Source organism: Streptomyces sp. NPDC000983, from assembly GCF_040299205.1.
Lineage (GTDB): Bacteria > Actinomycetota > Actinomycetes > Streptomycetales > Streptomycetaceae > Streptomyces.
Genome location: NZ_JBEPBM010000002.1, coordinates 326,952 through 344,309, shown reverse-complemented (window position 1 = coordinate 344,309; position 17,358 = coordinate 326,952). Strand labels below are relative to the sequence as shown.

The following is a 17,358-nucleotide window of genomic DNA, read 5'->3' as shown; positions in this document are numbered from 1 at the left end:
AGGCCCGTGCTCAGACCGGAACGTGCACCGTCTCCACCCGGCTCGCCACCAGCCGCTCCCGCTCCCGCCGGGCCGCCCGTCCGCGCAGCCGCAGGATCTGGCTGAGGCCGAGCGCCTGGAGGACGAACACGGCCGAGAAGGCGACCGTGTAGTCGTCGCCGGTGGCGTCGAGGAGGACGCCGACGGCGAACAGGGTCGTCATGGAGGCGACGAAGCCACCCATGTTGGTGATGCCCGAGGCGGTGCCCTGGCGCTCGGGCGGGTTGGCCGGGCGGGCGAAGTCGAAGCCGAGCATGGAGGCGGGCCCGCACGCGCCGAGCACCGTGCACAGCACGATCAGCAGCCACATCGGGGCGTGCTCGGCGGGGTAGGCGAGGGCGGCCGCCCACACCGCGGCGGTCGCCCCGACCGTGCCGAGCGCCAGCGGCAGCCTGGCCCCGTGGTGCCGGGCCACGAGCTGGCCGTAGACCAGGCCGAACGCCATGTTGGACAGCACGACGAGGGTGAGCAGTTCGCCGGCCGTGGCGCGGGACAGGCCCTGGGCCTCGACCAGGAAGGGCATGCCCCACAGCAGCAGGAAGACCATCGCCGGGAACTGGGTGGTGAAGTGCACCCACAGGCCGAGCCGGGTGCCCGGTTCCCGCCAGGAGGCGGCGATCTGACGCCGTACATAGGTGGCGCCCCGGTGCGGGAAGGGCTCGGGTTCGTGGCCCTCGGGGTGGTCCTTGAGGAAGAGCACCAGCAGGACCAGGACGACCGCTCCGGCCAGCGCGCTGCCGGCGAACGCGGCCTCCCAGCCGACGCCGTGCAGCAGCCGGGCCAGGACCAGCGTGGAGACCAGGTTGCCGGCCATGCCGGCGAGCCCGGCGAGCTGGGCGACGAGGGGGCCGCGGCGGGCCGGGAACCAGCGGCTGCCGAGCCGCAGCACGCTGATGAAGGTCATCGCGTCGCCGCAGCCGAGCAGCGCCCGCGAGGCGAGGGCCATGCCGTACGTCGGGGAGAACGCGAAGCCCAGCTGGCCCGCCGTGAAGAGCACCACGCCGATGGTCAGCACCTTCTTGGTGCCGAGCCGGTCGACGAGGAGTCCGACGGGTATCTGCATGCCCGCGTAGACGAGCAGTTGCAGGATCGAGAACGTGGACAGCGCCGAGGCGTTGACGTCGAAGCGGTCGGCGGCGTCGAGGCCGGCGACGCCGAGCGAGGTGCGGAAGATGACCGCGACGAAGTAGACCGAGACGCCGATCCCCCAGACGGCGAGCGCGCGCCGGCCGCCGGGAGGGTCGCCCGGCAGGGTGGCGGTCATCGGACCTCGCCCCGGGCGAGGTGGGAGAACCAGCCGACGTGCCGGTGGACGACGGCGACGGCCCGTTCCGCGTCGCCCGAGCGCAGGGCGTCGAGGATCTCCTCGTGCTCGGCGAGGGTCTTGGCGATCCGGTCGGGGTGGGAGTGCATGACGGCGACGCCCATCCTCAGCTGGCGGTCGCGGAGCTGGTCGTAGAGGCGGGCGAGGATCTCGTTGCCGCCGCTGCGGACGATCTCGGCGTGGAAGCAGCGGTCGGTGACGGCGGCGGCGGCCAGGTCGCCCGCCGCGGCCTCGGCCTTCTGCCGGGCGAGGAGTTCCGTCAGCCGGTCGATGAGCCCGGCGGGCGCGGGGACCGCCTTGCGCGCCGCGTGCTCCTCGACGAGCAGCCGGGTCTCGACGACGTCGGCGATCTCCTGCGCCGACACCGGCAGCACCAGGGCGCCCTTCTTCGGGTAGAGCTTGATCAGCCCCTCCGCCTCCAGGCGCAGCAGCGCCTCCCGTACGGGGGTGCGGGAGACCCCGGCGGCCTCGGCCAGCTCGCCCTCGGTCAGGAGCGTGCCGCCCTCGTAACGGCGGTCCAGGACGCCCTGTTTGACGTGGGCGTAGACGCGGTCGGCGGCGGGCGGCTGCCGGACGGCGGCCGGTGCGGGGGCGGGCGGGGCTGACGGCATGCGCACATCTTAGATACAACACGTACGCATGAGGAGCGGCGTCCAGGATGCGGACCCGGCGGAGGCCGCGGAGACACCGCAGAGCCATCCCGGAGGCACCCCGGAGCCACCCCGGCCACACTTTCCCGGGCAACGGACACATTCACCCCAGCGGGGGCACAACCTTCTGTGCTAGTTACGTGTCAAACAGGTGCGGCCCCACCTTCTTGTCCTTGCAACTCGGCCGCACAACACGGTCATTCGACTAATTCGGGGTATTTGTGTTGATAACCGCCAGCAACGGCGTCCGTATCCGCAGAGCGGCGGCCGTCGCGCTCACGACCGGCGCGATGTTCGCCACGGCAGCCATCACCGCGGCGCCGGCCCAGGCCGTGGCGGAGCCCACCGTCACCGCCAAGGGCGCGTACCTGATGAACGGCGCCACCGGGAAGACGCTCTACTACAAGTCCCCCAACACCAAGCGGCTGACCGCCTCCACCACGAAGATCATGACCGCCAAGGTCGTGCTCACGCAGTCGAACCTGGACCTGGACGCCAAGGTCACCATCAAGAAGGCGTACAGCGACTACATCGTGTCCAAGGGGGCGTCCTCGGCGCGGCTGATCGTCGGCGACAAGGTCACCGTCCGCCAGCTGCTCTACGGGCTGATGCTGCCCTCCGGCTGCGACGCGGCGATGGCACTGGCCGACAAGTTCGGCACCGGCTCCACGGTCGCGGCCCGCACCAAGAACTTCATCGCCAAGATGAACAACAAGGCCAAGCAGCTCGGCATGACGAACACGCACTTCGACTCGTTCGACGGCATCAGCAACGGCTCGAACTACTCGACGCCGAAGGACCTGACGCTGCTCGCCCGGAGCGCGATGAAGTCCTCCACGTTCAAGTCGGTCGTCAAGACCAAGTCGTACACGGCCAAGACGGTCACCAGCTCCGGCACCATCCGGACCATGGGGGCGTGGACGAACACCAACACCCTGCTCGGCTGGAACGGCACGCTCGGCGTCAAGACGGGTTCGGGCACCTCCTCCAAGTACTGCCTGGTCTTCGCCGCGACGAAGAACGGCGAGACGGTGATGGGCACGGTGCTCACCTCCTCCTCGGCGGCGAACCGCACCGCGGACGTGCAGAAGATGATCAACTACGGGTACGCCAAGATCAGCTGACACCCGCAGCGAAGAAGAAAAGAGAACGAGGGCCCGCCGCAACCAGCGGCGGGCCCTTCGTCGTCCTTACGGCGAATTCCCTTCCGCCGTACATCCATCGGCCCCCCTTGTGAGTCTTCTGAGGGCCCACCTTCCTCACGAGGCCCGGCCAACACGCTTTCCCCCCAATACATTTCGCATATTCGGAGTATCCATAGTGATAACCGGCATCAAGGGCGTACGTATCCGCCGAGCCGCCGCCGTCGTGGTCACGACCGGCGCGCTGGTGGCCGGCGGCGCCCTGACCGCGCCCGCGCAGGCCGCGACCGCCCCGACGGTCACCGCCAAGGGCGCCTTCATGCTCGACAGCGCCACCGGCTCCACCCTGTACAGCAAGGCCGCGGACACCAAGCTGCCGATGGCCAGCACCACCAAGATCATGACGGCCCGGGTCGTCCTCGCCATCGAGGGGGTGAACCTCGACACCAAGGTCACCGTCAAGCAGTCCTACCGCGACTACGTCGCCGCCCAGGGCGCCAGCTCCGCGGACCTGAAGACGGGTGACAAGGTCTCCGTCCGCCAGCTGCTGCACGCGCTGATGCTGCCCTCCGGCTGCGACGCGGCGATGGCGCTGGCCGACAAGTTCGGCACCGGCTCCACGGTCGCCGCCCGTACCAAGAACTTCATCGCCAAGATGAACAAGAAGGCCGAGGCGCTCGGTCTGACCAGGACGCACTTCGACTCGTTCGACGGCAACTCCACGCAGAACACCAACTACACGACGCCCCGCGACCTCGCCAAGCTCACCCGCAGCGCGATGAAGTACTCCACGTTCGCGGGCATCGTGAAGAAGACCAAGACGGTGCAGTACGCCACCTCCAGCACCGGCGCCACCCGCACCTACACCTGGTACAACACCAACAAGCTGCTCGGCTCCTACAGCGGCGCGACCGGTGTGAAGACGGGCACCAACACCCCGGCCGGGCCCTGCCTGGTCTTCGCCGGCACCCGCAACGGCAAGTCGGTCGTGGGCGTGCTCCTCAACGACGCCAACCGCTTCACCGACGCCGCCAAGCTGATGGACTACGCCTTCGGCTCGACGACCGCGTCGACGATGCAGCTGCGCGTCCTGCCGCAGGGCGCCCAGCAGGACTGACCGCACAGCGCGAAGGGGCCCGCCGCGAAGCTCGCGGCGGGCCCCTTCCGTGTCCGCTACGCCCAGGTGATCAGCCGCTTGGGCTGCTCCAGGACGGCCGCCACGTCGGCCAGCACCTTGGAGCCCAGCTCGCCGTCGACCAGGCGGTGGTCGAAGGAGAGCGCCAGGGTGGTGACCTGGCGGGGCTTGACCTTGCCCTTGTGGACCCACGGCTGGAGCCTGATGGCGCCGACCGCGAGGATCGCCGACTCACCGGGGTTCAGGATCGGGGTGCCGGTGTCGACGCCGAAGACGCCGACGTTGGTGATGGTCACCGTGCCGTGCTGCATCGCGGCCGGGGACGTCTTCCCCTCCCGGGCCGTCGCCACCAGCTCGCCGAGGGACCCGGCCAGCTGCGGCAGGGTCTTGTCGTGCGCGTCCTTGATGTTCGGCACGATCAGACCGCGCGGGGTGGCCGCGGCGATACCGAGGTTGACGTAGTGCTTGACCACGATCTCCTGGTTCGCCTCGTCCCAGGACGCGTTGATGCCCGGGTTCCGCTTGATCGCGACCAGCAGGGCCTTGGCGATCAGCAGGAGCGGGTTGACCCGCAGACCCTGCATGTCCTTGTCCTGCTTGAGCTCCTCGACCAGCTTGACCGTGCGCGTCACGTCGACCGTCACGAACTCCGTGACGTGCGGGGCCGTGAACGCCGAGCCGACCATCGCGGCCGCGGTCGCCTTGCGGACGCCCTTGACCGGGATGCGGGTCTCCCGGGCGCCGTCGAACACCGCCACGGGCGCCGGGGCCGCGACGGGAGCCTCGACGGGGGCCGGGGCGGGCGCCACCGGCTCCGGTGCCTCGGGCGCGGCCACCGCCGCGTGCACGTCGGCCCGCGTGATGATGCCGTCCGGGCCGGACGGGACCACCGTGGCGAGGTCGACCCCGAGGTCCTTGGCGAGCTTGCGCACCGGCGGCTTGGCCAGCGGGCGCTCCTGCACCGCCACCGGACCGTGCCCGTTCAGCTCGGCCTGCACCGCCGCCCGGGCGGCCGGCTCCTGCGCACCCTTGCGCGGGCGCCGCTTGGTGGAGGACTGGGCCACGCCGTAGCCGACCAGCACCGGCTGGCGTCCGGCGGGCTTCTCCTCCTCCGCCACGGGCGCCTGGGGCTCGGCCGCGGCCGGGGCCGGGGGCTCGGCGGGGGCGGCGCCGCCCGACACGTCCACGGCGATGATCGCCGTACCGACGTCCACCGTCGTGCCCTCGGGGAAGTGCAGCGAGCGGACCACCCCGTCGTAGGGGATGGGCAGTTCGACGGCGGCCTTCGCCGTCTCGACCTCGCACACCGGCTGGCCGTCGGTGACGGTGTCACCGACCTTCACGTACCACTTGAGGATCTCCGCCTCGGTGAGTCCCTCACCGACGTCGGGCATCTTGAACTCGCGCACGGACGCATCCGTCATCGTCGTCACGACCCTCTCCTCAGTACGCCAGGGCACGGTCGACGGCGTCGAGCACCCGGTCCAGGCCCGGCAGGTACTCCTCCTCCAGGCGCGCCGGCGGGTACGGGGCGTGGTAGCCGCCGACCCTGAGCACCGGTGCCTCCAGGTGGTAGAAGCAGCGCTCGGTGATCCGGGCGGCGATCTCCGCGCCGGAACCGAAGAACACCGGCGCCTCGTGGACCACGACCAGCCGGCGGGTCTTCTCCACCGAGGTCTGGATGGTGTCGAAGTCCAGCGGCGAGACCGAACGCAGGTCCAGGACCTCCAGGGACCTGCCCTCCTCGGCGGCCGCGGCGGCGACCTCCAGGCAGGTCTTCACCATCGGGCCGTACGCGGCGAGCGTGAGGTCGGTGCCCTCACGGGCGACGCGGGCCTTGTGCAGCTCGCCCGGGATGGCGTCGGTGTCGACCTCGCCCTTGTCCCAGTAGCGGCGCTTGGGCTCGAAGAAGATGACCGGGTCGTCGCTCTGGATCGCCTGCTGGAGCATCCAGTAGGCGTCGGAGGAGTTCGCCGGGGTGACGACCTTGAGGCCCGCGACGTGCGCGAAGAGCGACTCGGGGGACTCGGAGTGGTGCTCGACGGCGCCGATGCCGCCGCCGTACGGGATGCGGATGACGACCGGCACCTTCACGGCGCCGAGCGAGCGGGCCCGCATCTTCGCGAGCTGGGTGACGATCTGGTCGTACGCCGGGAAGACGAAGCCGTCGAACTGGATCTCCACCACCGGCCGGTAGCCGCGCAGTGCGAGGCCGATGGCGGTGCCGACGATGCCGGACTCGGCGAGCGGGGTGTCGATGACCCGGTCCTCGCCGAAGTCCTTCTGCAGGCCGTCGGTGATCCGGAAGACCCCGCCCAGCTTGCCGACGTCCAGGCCCATGACGACGACCTTGGGGTCGGTCTCCAGGGCCTTGCGCAGCGACTCGTTGAGCGCCTTCGCGAGGGGAAGCGTCTGAACAGCCATGGTTACTCGGCCTCTCCGCCCGTGAAGGACGCCTGGTAGGCGGCGAACTGCGCGCGCTCCTCGTCGACGAGCGCGTGCCCGTCCGCGTACACGTTGTCGAAGATCGCCATGTGCTCCGGTACGGGCATGGCCCGCACGACGTCGCGGACGTGCTTGCCGAGCGTCTCGCTCTCCGTCTCCAGCTCCTCGAAGAAGGCGGCGTCGGCGTGGCCCTCCTTCTCCAGGTACGCCTTCAGGCGCAGGATCGGGTCCTTCGCCTCCCACGCCTCGCGCTCCGCGTCGCGGCGGTAGCGGGTCGGGTCGTCGGAGGTGGTGTGGGCGGCCATCCGGTAGGTGAACGCCTCCACCAGCGTGGGGCCCTCGCCGCGCCGGGCGCGCTCCAGGGCCTCGCGGGTCACCGCGAGGCAGGCCAGGACGTCGTTGCCGTCGACCCGGACGCCGGGGAAGCCGAAACCGCGGGCGCGCTGGTAGAGCGGGACGCGGGTCTGCTTCTCGATGGGCTCGGAGATCGCCCACTGGTTGTTCTGGCAGAAGAACACGACCGGGGCGTTGTAGACCGCCGAGAAGACGAACGACTCGTTGACGTCGCCCTGGCTGGAGGCGCCGTCGCCGAAGTACGCGAGGACGGCGGAGTCCGCGCCGTCCTTGGCGACGCCCATGGCGTAGCCGGTGGCGTGCAGGGTCTGCGAGCCGAGGACGATCGTGTACAGGTGGAAGTTGTTGCTGTTGGGGTCCCAGCCGCCGTTGTTCACACCCCGGAACATGCCCAGCAGGTTGGTCGGGTCGACCCCGCGGCACCAGGCCACGCCGTGCTCGCGGTAGGTCGGGAAGACGTAGTCGTCGTCGCGCAGGGCCCGGCCGGAGCCGATCTGGGCGGCCTCCTGGCCGAGCAGCGAGGCCCACAGGCCCAGCTCGCCCTGCCGTTGCAGGGAGGTGGCCTCGGCGTCGAAGCGGCGGGTGAGCACCATGTCGCGGTAGAGCCCGCGCAGGTCTTCGGCGGTGATGTCGGCGACGTACTTGTCGTACTCGGCGTTCTTGACGCGCTTGCCCTCGGGCGTCAGCAGCTGAACGAGTTCGGGCTGGGTGCTCGGGGACTTCCTGGTCCCGGCGCTGCGTCGCGGCTTGCGCGCGGCAGTGCTCTCCACGGTCACGTGTGCTCCTCCGTCGGTCCGGCCCCCGGGGTTGCCGGGATTGACCAGTTGCGGCTCCACCTGGTCCGGCACCCGTGCACGGGGTGGGTGCCACTCGGCCGGAACAGGCGTGACAGGTGCCCCGGCGAGCGCCCTGCAACTATCACGTTACCCAGTGCTCCACATTTCTGTGAAACCCCATTTGACCTGCGTTTTTGCTTGGATTTCCAAGTAAATCGCGAGGGACTCGAAGGGTGCTGGTCACAGCCTTGCAGGAGGCCGGAGCAACGGCACGTTATCCCGCGCACCCAGGTCACCGGAAGAGTTCACGGGCCCGATTTGGAGAAGCCGACAAATCGGCGAAATGCCGATATTCACCGCCGGAAGCCCCACGGTCGGAGCCGTGGCCGGATCGGCGCGGCCTACACGGGCCGGCGCCCCCGCGGGGCCGGATGTCCACGGAAAGGCCTTTCGGGAACACCTGGTGACCAAACGCGACTGTCGTTGACTTTCTGTGACAACGCCCAGCTCACAGCCGTCTCGCGTGCCCTAGCATCTGCGGCGTGCAGCGCCCTTGTGTACCACCCCCCTTACCCCACACGCCCCCGCTGAGCGCCCTTCTGCGCCAGTACGCGGCCGGCCGCGCCGTCACCTGCGAGCCCGTCGACCAGGGGCTGCTCAACCGCGGCTACCGGCTCCGCACGACCCGCGGCCGGTACTTCCTCAAGCACCACTTCGACCCCGAGACCGCCGCCCCCGCCGCCATCGCCCGCCAGCACCGCGCGACCCGGCGCCTGGCCGACCTGGGCGTCCCCGTGGCCCCGCCACTGCCCGGCCGGGACGGCCGTACCGTCGCCGTGGTCGGCGGCCACGCCTACGCCCTGCACCCCTGGATCGACGGCGGCCACCGGCACGGCGGCCAGCTCACCCCGGCCCAGTGCGGCCGGCTCGGCGGGCTGCTGGGGGCGGTGCACGCGGGCCTGGAGCGCGTGATGCCGCCGCGGGACCGGGCCGCCGCCGCGGTGAGCGCCGACCCCGAGGACACCTTCGCCCTCATCGAGGATCTGCTGGGCCGGGTCGGCCGGCACCGCCCCGTCGACGCCTTCGACGAACTGGCCCGCCACCGGCTGCTGGAACGCCGCACGCTGCTGGAACGGCACACGGGGCGGCGGCCGGCCGACGGCGGCCCGGTGGGCTGGGTGCACGGCGACTTCCACCCCTTCAACCTGCTCTACCGGGGCGACGCGCCCGCCGCGATCGTCGACTGGGACCGGCTCGGCGTCCAGCCGCGCGCGGAGGAGGCCGTACGGGCCGCCGCGATCTTCTTCCTGCGGCCCCTCGGCACCCTGGACCTGGAGCGGGTGCGGGCCTACGCGCGGGCCTACCGGCGCACCGCGGGCGCCGGACCGGCCGAACTGGCCGCGGCCGTGCACCGGGTGTGGTGGGAACGGCTGAACGACTTCTGGATGCTGCGCTGGCACTACGAGCGCGGCGACCCCCGCGCGGACCCGCAGTTCCCGGCCGCCTCGGCGCTGGTGGTGTGGTGGACCCGGGAGTACGAGGCGGTGCGCGCGGCGTTCGTGGACTGACCGGTCACGCACGACGGCGGCCCCCCACGCGTGCGTGGGGGGCCGCCGTCGTCGTGTGCGGGTCAGGTGCCGTCGATCTCGCCCGTGGCGCCCTCGACCGTGCCGCCCGTCGGATCCACCGGGTCACTGGGCTCGACGGCCGTCTCGGAGGGCTCCTCCGTCGGCTCGGTCGGCTCCGTCTCGGGGTCCGTCGGCTCCGGCGCCTCGCTGGTCGCCGGCTGGGACGGGGTGTACGTCGGCGACGCCGACGGCGTCCAGTTCGTGCCGCCGTCCGTGCCGGTGCTGTCGTCGGTGGCGGTGTCGGTGGGCTCGTCGGTCTCGTCGGCGCTCGGCGTCTCGCTGGCCGTCTCGTCGTCCTCGGTCTGCGAGCTGGTCGCCGACGGGGTGGTGCCCTTGCCGGGGTTCTTGTCGCCGTCGCCGTTGAGCGCGAGGGCGACGCCCGCGGCGATGGCGATCACCGCGAGGACGGCGAGGATCCACAGCTTGCCGCGGCCGCTGCCCCGGTTGCCGTGCCCCTCGAAGCCGCCGTCGTCGCCGTCGCCGTAGCGGCCCGGCAGGATCGGCTGCGGGATCTGCGTGGTGCCGGCCGCCATACCGGGGTGGCCCATCACCGAGGTCTGCGCGAAGCCGCCCGAGGGGGTGTGCCGGCCGTCGTGCGTGTCGACGGGGCCGGTGTTCCAGGTGCCGGTGTGGCTGCCCTGGTCGTACAGCATCTGCAGGCCGTACTGGACCAGGCCGCGCATCTCCTCGGCGGTCTGGAAACGGTCGTCGGGCTCCTTCGCCAGGGACCGCATGACCAGGCCGTCCAGCTCCGGCGGCGCGGCGTCGGACGCCTCCGACGGCGGCGTCGGGATGTCCTGGACGTGCTGGTACACCACCGACAGCGGGGTCTCGCCGGTGAACGGGGGCCGCAGGGCCAGGAGTTCGTAGAGGAGACAGCCGGTCGCGTACAGGTCGGAGCGGTGGTCGACGGCCTTGCCGAGCGCCTGCTCGGGCGAGAGGTACTGCGGGGTGCCCATGACCATGCCGGTCTGGGTCATCGTGGTGGACGCGCCGTGCAGGGCACGGGCGATGCCGAAGTCCATCACCTTCACGGCGCCGTTGTTGGTGATGATGACGTTCGCCGGCTTGATGTCCCGGTGCACGATGCCGTGCTGGTGCGAGTAGGCGAGCGCCTCCAGCACACCGGAGACGATGATCAGCGCCTGCTCGGGCCCGGGCGCCTCGGCGTTGATGAGCAGATCGCGGATGGTGCGGCCCTCGACCAGCTCCATCACGATGTACGGCACGCTCTGGCCGCCCACGAAGTCCTCGCCGGAGTCGTACACGGCGACGATGGCGTGGTGGTTGAGGCCGGCCACCGACTGGGCCTCGCGGGTGAAGCGGGCCTTGGAGGTCGGGTCCTCGGCGAGATCGGCGCGCAGCAGCTTGACGGCGACGGTACGTCCCAGACGTACGTCCTCCGCGGCGAACACCTCGGCCATGCCGCCCCGGCCCAGTCTGTGGGTGAGCCGGTACCGGCCGTCCCCGACCAGTCCGCCGTTCCCCCACAACTCCGGCGCATCTGACATACCGCCGCCAGTCGGCTCGGGGTCGGACGGGCCCTGAGCGCGCTGCTGCTGTGCCATCGGTCCTCGCCGTCGTTTCTGCCCGCGGTGCGCGCGGTGTTGTCACGGTCTCCGTCGGGCCACGCTACAGCCTCGGCGCAAGCCTCCGGTCCGGGACGGTGCCCCGCGGCCGGTCGGGGACGGACCGGCCATGAAACCCGCAAGCCCGCGCCTCGTGCAAATTCCGTGTACCGCCCGTACGACCCCTGTAACGCTTGCGCGACGCTTCTTTCGCGTACGGTCACGGAACGGGCACCGAGCTTGACGTGTCACTGCCCTGGGGCAGACTTGGCCGGGAATAGCACTTTCGATCAACGACAATCGCCGGCGCCAACGGCTATGGGGGACACGGAGACATGAGCCAGGACGGCGCACACGGGCGGTACGCGGGACGAGCACTGGCGGCCGGTCGCTATCAACTGCGCGACTTGCTCGGCGAGGGCGGCATGGCCTCGGTGCACCTGGCGTACGACGCCGTGCTCGACCGCCAGGTCGCCATCAAGACCCTGCACACCGAGCTCGGCCGCGAGCAGGCGTTCCGCGAGCGGTTCCGCCGCGAGGCCCAGGCCGTGGCCAAGCTCACGCACACCAACATCGTCTCGGTCTTCGACACCGGCGAGGACGACGTGGACGGCATGACGATGCCGTACATCGTCATGGAGTACGTCGAGGGCCGTCCGCTCGGCTCGGTGCTCGACGAGGACGTGCGGCAGCAGGGCGCGATGCCCGCCGACAAGGCCCTGAAGGTCACCGCGGACGTACTGGCGGCGCTGGAGATCAGCCACGAGATGGGCCTGGTCCACCGGGACATCAAGCCGGGCAACGTGATGGTGACCAAGCGCGGCGTCGTCAAGGTCATGGACTTCGGCATCGCCCGCGCCATGCAGTCCGGTGTCACCTCGATGACCCAGACCGGCATGGTCGTCGGCACCCCTCAGTACCTCTCCCCCGAGCAGGCGCTCGGCCGCGGCGTGGACGCCCGTTCCGACCTGTACTCGGTCGGCATCATGCTCTTCCAACTGGTCACCGGGCGGCTGCCGTTCGAGGCGGACTCGCCGCTGGCCATCGCGTACGCCCATGTCCAGGAGGAGCCGGTCGCCCCGTCCTCCGTCAACCGCTCGCTGCCGCCGGCGGTGGACGCGCTGGTCGCCCGCGCGCTGCGGAAGAACCCGAACGAGCGCTTCCCGAGCGCCGAGGCGATGCGCGACGAGTGCCTGCGGGTGGCGTCCTCCTTCCAGGCCGCCGCCCCGAACATCGTGCCCGGCTCCCCGACCGCCAGCGGCGCCGGTGTCGGCTCCGCGGTGTTCCCGCCGGTCGACCAGGCGAACCCGGCGCCCACCGGCCCGGTCCACACGCCCTACCAGCCGGCCCCGACGCCGAACCCGTACGGCACGCCGACCCCGGCGCCCGCCCCGTCGTACGGCTACCCGCAGCCGCACGGCTACCAGACGCCGCCGCCCGCCGGGTACGCCTCGACCCCGCCGCCCTACAACCTGACCCCGCAGAGCACGGTGTCCGGCTCCGGCGGCGGTGGCGGCCGCAACAACAAGCCGGTGATCATCGGCTCGATCGTGGTGTCGGTGCTGGCGGTGGGCGGTCTGATCGCCGCGCTGTCGCTGAACGGCGACGCCACGAAGGACGACAAGGGCGGCGGTACCCCGAGCCCGTCGGCGACGACCGCGGAGGGTTACCGCGCCCCGGACGCGAACCGGACGATCGACCCGGCGGAGTGCACCGAGCCCGAGGAGTCGTACAACGACCCCGACAAGGTCGAGATGCCCGACTTCGCGTTCAAGAACATCGACTCGGTGAAGAAGTGCCTCAAGTCCGCCGGATGGGACTGGGAGATCCGGGACGTCGACGAGAACACCTGGGGCGACGGCACGATCATCAATCAGTTCCCCGAGGCGGGCACCGACATGGACCCCGAGGACCCGGGCACGTTCAAGTTCGACGTCTCCACGGGCAACCCGGCCTGACACGGACACCCGGAAGGGCCCGGCGGCGCGATGCCTGCCGGGCCCTTCCCTGTCCCTTGTCCTTATAGGTACTCGCGTCCGTACAGGTGCTCGTGTCCTACAGGTACGGGCCGCCCGAGCGGCCGATGGTGCGGGGGTCGTCCAGGCCCTCCTCGTGACCGACGCCCGGGGGCAACGCGCGGCGCATCTGCTCCAGTTGGGCGCGGGCCGCCATCTGCTGGGCGAACAGCGTGGTCTGGATGCCGTGGAAGAGGCCCTCCAGCCAGCCCACCAACTGGGCCTGAGCGATGCGCAGTTCCGAGTCGGACGGGGTCGCCTCGTCGGTGAACGGCAGCGACAGGCGCTCCAGTTCCTCGACCAGCTCGGGGGCCAGGCCGTCCTCCAGCTCCTTCACGGAGCTGGCGTGGATCTCCTTGAGCCGGACCCGGCTGGCCTCGTCGAGAGGAGCGGCGCGCACCTCCTCGAGCAACTGCTTGATCATGCTGCCGATCCGCATGACCTTCGCCGGCTGCTCCACCTGCTCCGTCACCGGAATCTCGCGGGAGTCCTCGTCCGCGTTGCCACCACTGAGCGCCATGCCGTCCTGGCCCACGACCAGGATCTGCGGGTTCTCCGGCGACCTTTCGTTCCTCGGCATCTCCATGCCGCCATTCTCTCGCACCCCCACATCTCATCAGCGTGGTGCCCCCCACGGCAGGTGATCCACCGTTTGTCCCGGCGAACTTTCCGGTCCCGGCCGCTCCCGGGGGTTAGCCCCGGCGGCGGCGCCCGGAATGCCCGGTTCGACAGGGGGTGTGAGGCTGGTTCCGTGACTCCATGGATACGGGCGGTGCGGGCCGCGGGCCTGACGGTCGCCCTGGTGTGGGCGGGCGGGAGCGGCACGGCGTACGGCGTGCAGGACCCGCCGTCCCCGTCCGCCTCGGCCGCCGCCCCCGTGCCGTCCCGGGCCGGAAGCGCGGCCGGGGAGGGGCGGGAGCGGCCCGGACGGCCCGGGGTGAGCGCGCCCGAGGAGGCCGTGCCGTCCGCCCCGGCCACCGGGACACCCCCGGGTGAGCCGGTCCCCGAGGCGTCCCGGGAGCCGGTGCCCGCCCAGCAGGCCGTCGAGGCCGAGCCGGTGCTGGAGGTGCTGCCGCTGGGCAGCGGGCTGGTGCTCATGGGCCTCGGCCTCGGCCTGGCCTTCGTCGGCCTGCGCCTGCGCCGCCCGGACTGAGGTGCGCGGAGCGCCCGGCGCCCGGCCCAGCACGGAGGACACCCGGGGCCCAGCCCCGGAGACGGTCGCTCAGGGGCGTCCGACGGGCCGCTCCCGCAGCCGCCCGCTCAGGGCGCGACCAGCAGCACCTTGCCGACGTGGCCGCTCTCCTCCACCACCCGGTGCGCGGCCGCGGCGTCGCTCATCGGCAGCTCGCGGTCGACGACGGGACGTACGTGACCGCCCTCGACCAGCGGCCACACATGCTCCCGTACGGCCGCCACGATCGCCGTCTTCTCGGCCGGCGGGCGGGCCCGCAGCGAGGTCGCGCTGATCGCGGCACGCTTGCTCAGCAGGCGCGCGATGTTCAGCTCGCCCTTGACGCCGCCCTGCATGCCGATGATCGCCAGCCGCCCGTTGACCGCGAGGGCGCGGACGTTGCGGTCCAGGTACGTGGCGCCCATGTTGTCGAGGATGACGTCGGCACCCGCGCCGTCGGTGGCCTTGGCGAGCTCCTCGACGAAGTCCTGCTCCTTGTAGTCGATGAGGATGTCCGCGCCCAGCTCGGCGCACCGCTCCAGCTTGGCCCGGCTGCCGGCCGTGACGGCGACCTTCGCGCCGACGGACTTCGCGAGCTGGATCGCCATGGTGCCGATGCCGCTGGAGCCGCCGTGCACCAGGAGGGTCTCACCGGGGCGCAGGTGGGAGACCATGAAGACGTTCGACCAGACCGTGCAGACCACCTCGGGCAGCGCGGCCGCCCGCACCAGCCCCACGCCCTCGGGCACGGGCAGCAGCTGGCCGGCCGGGACGACGACCCGCTGCGCGTAGCCGCCGCCCGCGAGCAGGGCGCACACCTCGTCGCCGACGGACCAGCCGGAGACACCCGGGCCGAGCGCGGCGATCCGTCCGGAGCACTCCAGGCCGGGGTGGGGGGAGGCGCCGGGCGGCGGGTCGTACAGGCCCTGCCGCTGGAGGATGTCGGCCCGGTTCACGGCGCTGGCCGCCACCTCGACCAGGACCTCGCCCTCGCCGGGCACCGGATCGGGGACCTCGGCCCACACCAGCGCCTCGGGCCCGCCGGGTTCGTCAATCGTGATCGCATGCATGACGGCGACGCTACTCCTCGGTCCCGGGTCCCGGTCCGACTCGGTCCTTGGTCGGATCCGCCGGAAAACCCTGTGCGGAACCGATGAGTTTGCGCGACGGTAAAAGTCTCCCCATGCGTAACCCAAGTGCGTGGAAGGACAAGCCACCATGAGCCAGCACACGTCAGCCCTGGCCATCGAGACGGCGGGCCTGGTGAAGACGTTCGGCGACACCAGGGCCGTCGACGGCGTCGACCTGTCGGTTCCGGCCGGAACCGTCTACGGCGTCCTCGGCCCGAACGGCGCCGGGAAGACCACCACCGTGAAGATGCTCGCCACCCTCCTGCGGCCCGACGGCGGCGAGGCGCACGTCTTCGGCCACGACGTCGTCCGCGAGGCCGACGAGGTGCGCAGCAGGGTGAGCCTGACCGGCCAGTACGCCTCCGTCGACGAGGACCTCACCGGCACCGAGAACCTGGTGCTGCTGGGCCGGCTGCTGGGCCACTCCAAGCAGGCCGCGCGGCGCCGCAGCGAGCAGCTCCTGGAGGCCTTCGGGCTGTCCGAGGCGGCCGCGAAGCAGGTCAAGCACTACTCGGGCGGCATGCGGCGCCGTATCGACATCGCCGCGTCCATCCTGAACACCCCCGAGCTGCTCTTCCTCGACGAGCCGACGACCGGGCTCGACCCGCGCAGCCGCAACCAGGTCTGGGACATCGTGCGCGCGGTGGTCGCCCAGGGCACGACGGTGCTGCTGACCACGCAGTACCTGGACGAGGCCGACCAGCTGGCGTCCCGGATCGCGGTCATCGACCAGGGCCGGGTGATCGCCGAGGGCACCAAGGGCGAGCTGAAGGCGTCCGTGGGCGCCGGATCGGTCCATCTGCGGCTGCGGGACCCGGGACAGCGCCCGGACGCGGAGCGCGTGCTGCGGGCGGCGCTCGACGCGGAGGTGTCGCTGGAGCCCGATCCCGTGGCGCTGACCGCCCGGCTCGGCTCGGCGACCGGCGACGGCGCGGCCGAGCAGGCCTCGCGGGCCCTGGCCGAACTGGCCCGCACCGGCATCACCGTCGACAACTTCTCGCTGGGCCAGCCCAGCCTGGACGAGGTCTTCCTCGCCCTCACCGGACACGACACCGGCCACGACACCAAGGACGAGGTGGCGGCATGAGCACCGCGACGACCCAGGAGACCAAGGACCTCGCCCCGGTCAGCGCCGAGTCGCTCGCCGAGCTGCTCGTCGCCGGGGAACGGCCGCGCAGGCCCAGCGCGCTGTCGGCCTCGCTGACGTTCGGCTGGCGGGCGATGCTGAAGATCAAGCACGTCCCCGAGCAGCTCTTCGACGTCACCGCCTTCCCGATCATGATGGTGCTGATGTACACGTACCTGTTCGGGGGCGCCCTGGCCGGGTCCCCCGAGGAGTACATCCAGTTCCTGCTGCCGGGCATCCTGGTGATGTCGGTCGTGATGATCACCATGTACACCGGGGTGTCGGTCAACACCGACATCGAGAAGGGCGTCTTCGACCGGTTCCGGACGCTGCCCATCTGGCGGCCCTCGACGATGGTCGGCTATCTCCTCGGCGACGCCCTGCGCTACACCATCGCCTCCGTGGTCATGCTGACCGTGGGCGTGATCCTCGGCTACCGGCCGGACGGCGGGGTCGTGGGCGTGCTCGCCGGGATCGCGCTGCTGGTGCTGTTCTCGTTCTCGTTCTCGTGGATCTGGACGATGTTCGGGCTGCTGCTGCGCACCGAGAAGTCGGTGATGGGCGTCAGCATGATGGTGATCTTCCCGCTGACCTTCCTGTCCAACGTCTTCGTCGACCCGAGCACCATGCCGGGCTGGCTCCAGGCGTTCGTCAACAACAGCCCCATCACCCACCTGGCCTCCGCGGTCCGGGAGTTGATGGCCGGTGACTGGCCGGCCGACGAGATCGCCTGGTCGCTGGGCTGGTCCGCGCTGTTCGTGGCGGTCTTCGGGCCGATCACGATGCGGCTGTACAACCGCAAGTAGTCCGGACCCCCGGGACTGCCCGTCCAGGGCCCTTCTGACGGATCTCCGT

At 71.3% G+C, this 17,358-nt stretch carries 15 protein-coding genes; 7 read left to right on the top strand and 8 right to left on the bottom strand.

Features of this window, described 5'->3' with window-relative positions:
* Window positions 1-10: 10 nt before the first annotated feature.
* Complete coding sequence (locus tag ABT296_RS03575; RefSeq protein ID WP_351922722.1) at window positions 11-1,303, bottom strand: MFS transporter; 1,293 nt, start codon at window positions 1,301-1,303, stop codon at window positions 11-13.
* On the bottom strand, window positions 1,300-1,974 hold the full coding sequence (locus ABT296_RS03570; RefSeq protein ID WP_351922720.1) for a GntR family transcriptional regulator: 675 nt from the start codon (window positions 1,972-1,974) through the stop codon (window positions 1,300-1,302). The genes ABT296_RS03575 and ABT296_RS03570 overlap by 4 nt, the downstream gene beginning before the upstream one ends.
* A gap of 263 nt (window positions 1,975-2,237) precedes the next feature.
* On the opposite strand from ABT296_RS03570, the gene ABT296_RS03565 reads away from it, so the two are divergent.
* Window positions 2,238-3,137: a D-alanyl-D-alanine carboxypeptidase family protein gene (locus tag ABT296_RS03565; protein WP_351922718.1), complete on the top strand. Its 900-nt coding sequence runs from the start codon at window positions 2,238-2,240 to the stop codon at window positions 3,135-3,137.
* 196 nt (window positions 3,138-3,333) lie between these two features.
* Window positions 3,334-4,272 (top strand): D-alanyl-D-alanine carboxypeptidase family protein, encoded by a 939-nt coding sequence (locus ABT296_RS03560; protein WP_351922716.1) that lies wholly within the window; start codon window positions 3,334-3,336, stop codon window positions 4,270-4,272.
* Between the two features lie 56 nt (window positions 4,273-4,328).
* On the opposite strand, the gene ABT296_RS03555 is transcribed toward ABT296_RS03560, so the two are convergent.
* Genes ABT296_RS03555 through pdhA form a run of 3 tightly spaced genes read right to left on the bottom strand, consistent with a single transcriptional unit; the run spans window position 4,329 to window position 7,865 of the window.
* On the bottom strand, window positions 4,329-5,723 hold the full coding sequence (locus ABT296_RS03555) for a dihydrolipoamide acetyltransferase family protein (protein ID WP_351922714.1): 1,395 nt from the start codon (window positions 5,721-5,723) through the stop codon (window positions 4,329-4,331).
* Between the two features lie 10 nt (window positions 5,724-5,733).
* Window positions 5,734-6,714 carry an alpha-ketoacid dehydrogenase subunit beta gene (locus tag ABT296_RS03550; RefSeq protein WP_351922712.1) on the bottom strand — a complete coding sequence of 327 codons (981 nt, stop codon included), beginning with the start codon at window positions 6,712-6,714 and terminating at the stop codon, window positions 5,734-5,736.
* Window positions 6,715-6,716: 2 nt separating this feature from the next.
* The gene (gene pdhA / locus ABT296_RS03545) at window positions 6,717-7,865 is read right to left on the bottom strand and encodes a pyruvate dehydrogenase (acetyl-transferring) E1 component subunit alpha (protein ID WP_351922710.1); all 1,149 of its coding nucleotides are present in this window, start codon (window positions 7,863-7,865) and stop codon (window positions 6,717-6,719) included.
* 542 nt (window positions 7,866-8,407) lie between these two features.
* Here pdhA and ABT296_RS03540 point away from each other — a divergent pair.
* On the top strand, window positions 8,408-9,433 hold the full coding sequence (locus ABT296_RS03540; RefSeq protein ID WP_351922708.1) for a phosphotransferase: 1,026 nt from the start codon (window positions 8,408-8,410) through the stop codon (window positions 9,431-9,433).
* Window positions 9,434-9,495: 62 nt separating this feature from the next.
* Here the strand turns inward: ABT296_RS03540 and ABT296_RS03535 are convergent, their stop codons facing one another.
* A complete protein-coding gene (locus ABT296_RS03535) occupies window positions 9,496-11,061 on the bottom strand; it encodes a protein kinase domain-containing protein (RefSeq protein WP_351922706.1) in 1,566 nt (521 codons plus the stop codon).
* 335 nt (window positions 11,062-11,396) lie between these two features.
* Here ABT296_RS03535 and ABT296_RS03530 point away from each other — a divergent pair, with 335 nt between their 5' ends.
* Complete coding sequence (locus ABT296_RS03530; RefSeq protein WP_351922704.1) at window positions 11,397-13,019, top strand: protein kinase domain-containing protein; 1,623 nt, start codon at window positions 11,397-11,399, stop codon at window positions 13,017-13,019.
* Window positions 13,020-13,116: 97 nt separating this feature from the next.
* On the opposite strand, the gene ABT296_RS03525 is transcribed toward ABT296_RS03530, so the two are convergent.
* Window positions 13,117-13,662 carry a bacterial proteasome activator family protein gene (locus ABT296_RS03525; protein ID WP_351922702.1) on the bottom strand — a complete coding sequence of 182 codons (546 nt, stop codon included), beginning with the start codon at window positions 13,660-13,662 and terminating at the stop codon, window positions 13,117-13,119.
* Between the two features lie 165 nt (window positions 13,663-13,827).
* On the opposite strand from ABT296_RS03525, the gene ABT296_RS03520 reads away from it, so the two are divergent.
* Complete coding sequence (locus tag ABT296_RS03520; protein ID WP_351922700.1) at window positions 13,828-14,229, top strand: hypothetical protein; 402 nt, start codon at window positions 13,828-13,830, stop codon at window positions 14,227-14,229.
* Between the two features lie 107 nt (window positions 14,230-14,336).
* Here ABT296_RS03520 and ABT296_RS03515 read toward each other — a convergent pair whose 3' ends face one another.
* Window positions 14,337-15,317 (bottom strand): NAD(P)H-quinone oxidoreductase, encoded by a 981-nt coding sequence (locus ABT296_RS03515; RefSeq protein WP_351922698.1) that lies wholly within the window; start codon window positions 15,315-15,317, stop codon window positions 14,337-14,339.
* Window positions 15,318-15,465: 148 nt separating this feature from the next.
* On the opposite strand from ABT296_RS03515, the gene ABT296_RS03510 reads away from it, so the two are divergent.
* Together ABT296_RS03510 and ABT296_RS03505 are read left to right on the top strand one after the other, a co-directional pair.
* A complete protein-coding gene (locus ABT296_RS03510; RefSeq protein WP_351922696.1) occupies window positions 15,466-16,464 on the top strand; it encodes an ATP-binding cassette domain-containing protein in 999 nt (332 codons plus the stop codon).
* The gene (locus tag ABT296_RS03505; RefSeq protein ID WP_351922694.1) at window positions 16,461-17,309 is read left to right on the top strand and encodes an ABC transporter permease; all 849 of its coding nucleotides are present in this window, start codon (window positions 16,461-16,463) and stop codon (window positions 17,307-17,309) included. The genes ABT296_RS03510 and ABT296_RS03505 overlap by 4 nt, the downstream gene beginning before the upstream one ends.
* Window positions 17,310-17,358 lie beyond the last annotated feature (49 nt).

Coding starts and splice junctions, on each gene's coding strand:
- ABT296_RS03525 (WP_351922702.1), bottom strand. CDS start 13,662: ATGGAGATGCCGAGGAACGAAAGGTCGCCGGAGAACCCGCAGATCCTG.
- ABT296_RS03515 (WP_351922698.1), bottom strand. CDS start 15,317: ATGCATGCGATCACGATTGACGAACCCGGCGGGCCCGAGGCGCTGGTG.
- ABT296_RS03570 (WP_351922720.1), bottom strand. CDS start 1,974: ATGCCGTCAGCCCCGCCCGCCCCCGCACCGGCCGCCGTCCGGCAGCCG.
- ABT296_RS03550 (WP_351922712.1), bottom strand. CDS start 6,714: ATGGCTGTTCAGACGCTTCCCCTCGCGAAGGCGCTCAACGAGTCGCTG.
- ABT296_RS03510 (WP_351922696.1), top strand. CDS start 15,466: ATGAGCCAGCACACGTCAGCCCTGGCCATCGAGACGGCGGGCCTGGTG.
- ABT296_RS03535 (WP_351922706.1), bottom strand. CDS start 11,061: ATGGCACAGCAGCAGCGCGCTCAGGGCCCGTCCGACCCCGAGCCGACT.
- ABT296_RS03505 (WP_351922694.1), top strand. CDS start 16,461: ATGAGCACCGCGACGACCCAGGAGACCAAGGACCTCGCCCCGGTCAGC.
- ABT296_RS03575 (WP_351922722.1), bottom strand. CDS start 1,303: ATGACCGCCACCCTGCCGGGCGACCCTCCCGGCGGCCGGCGCGCGCTC.
- ABT296_RS03530 (WP_351922704.1), top strand. CDS start 11,397: ATGAGCCAGGACGGCGCACACGGGCGGTACGCGGGACGAGCACTGGCG.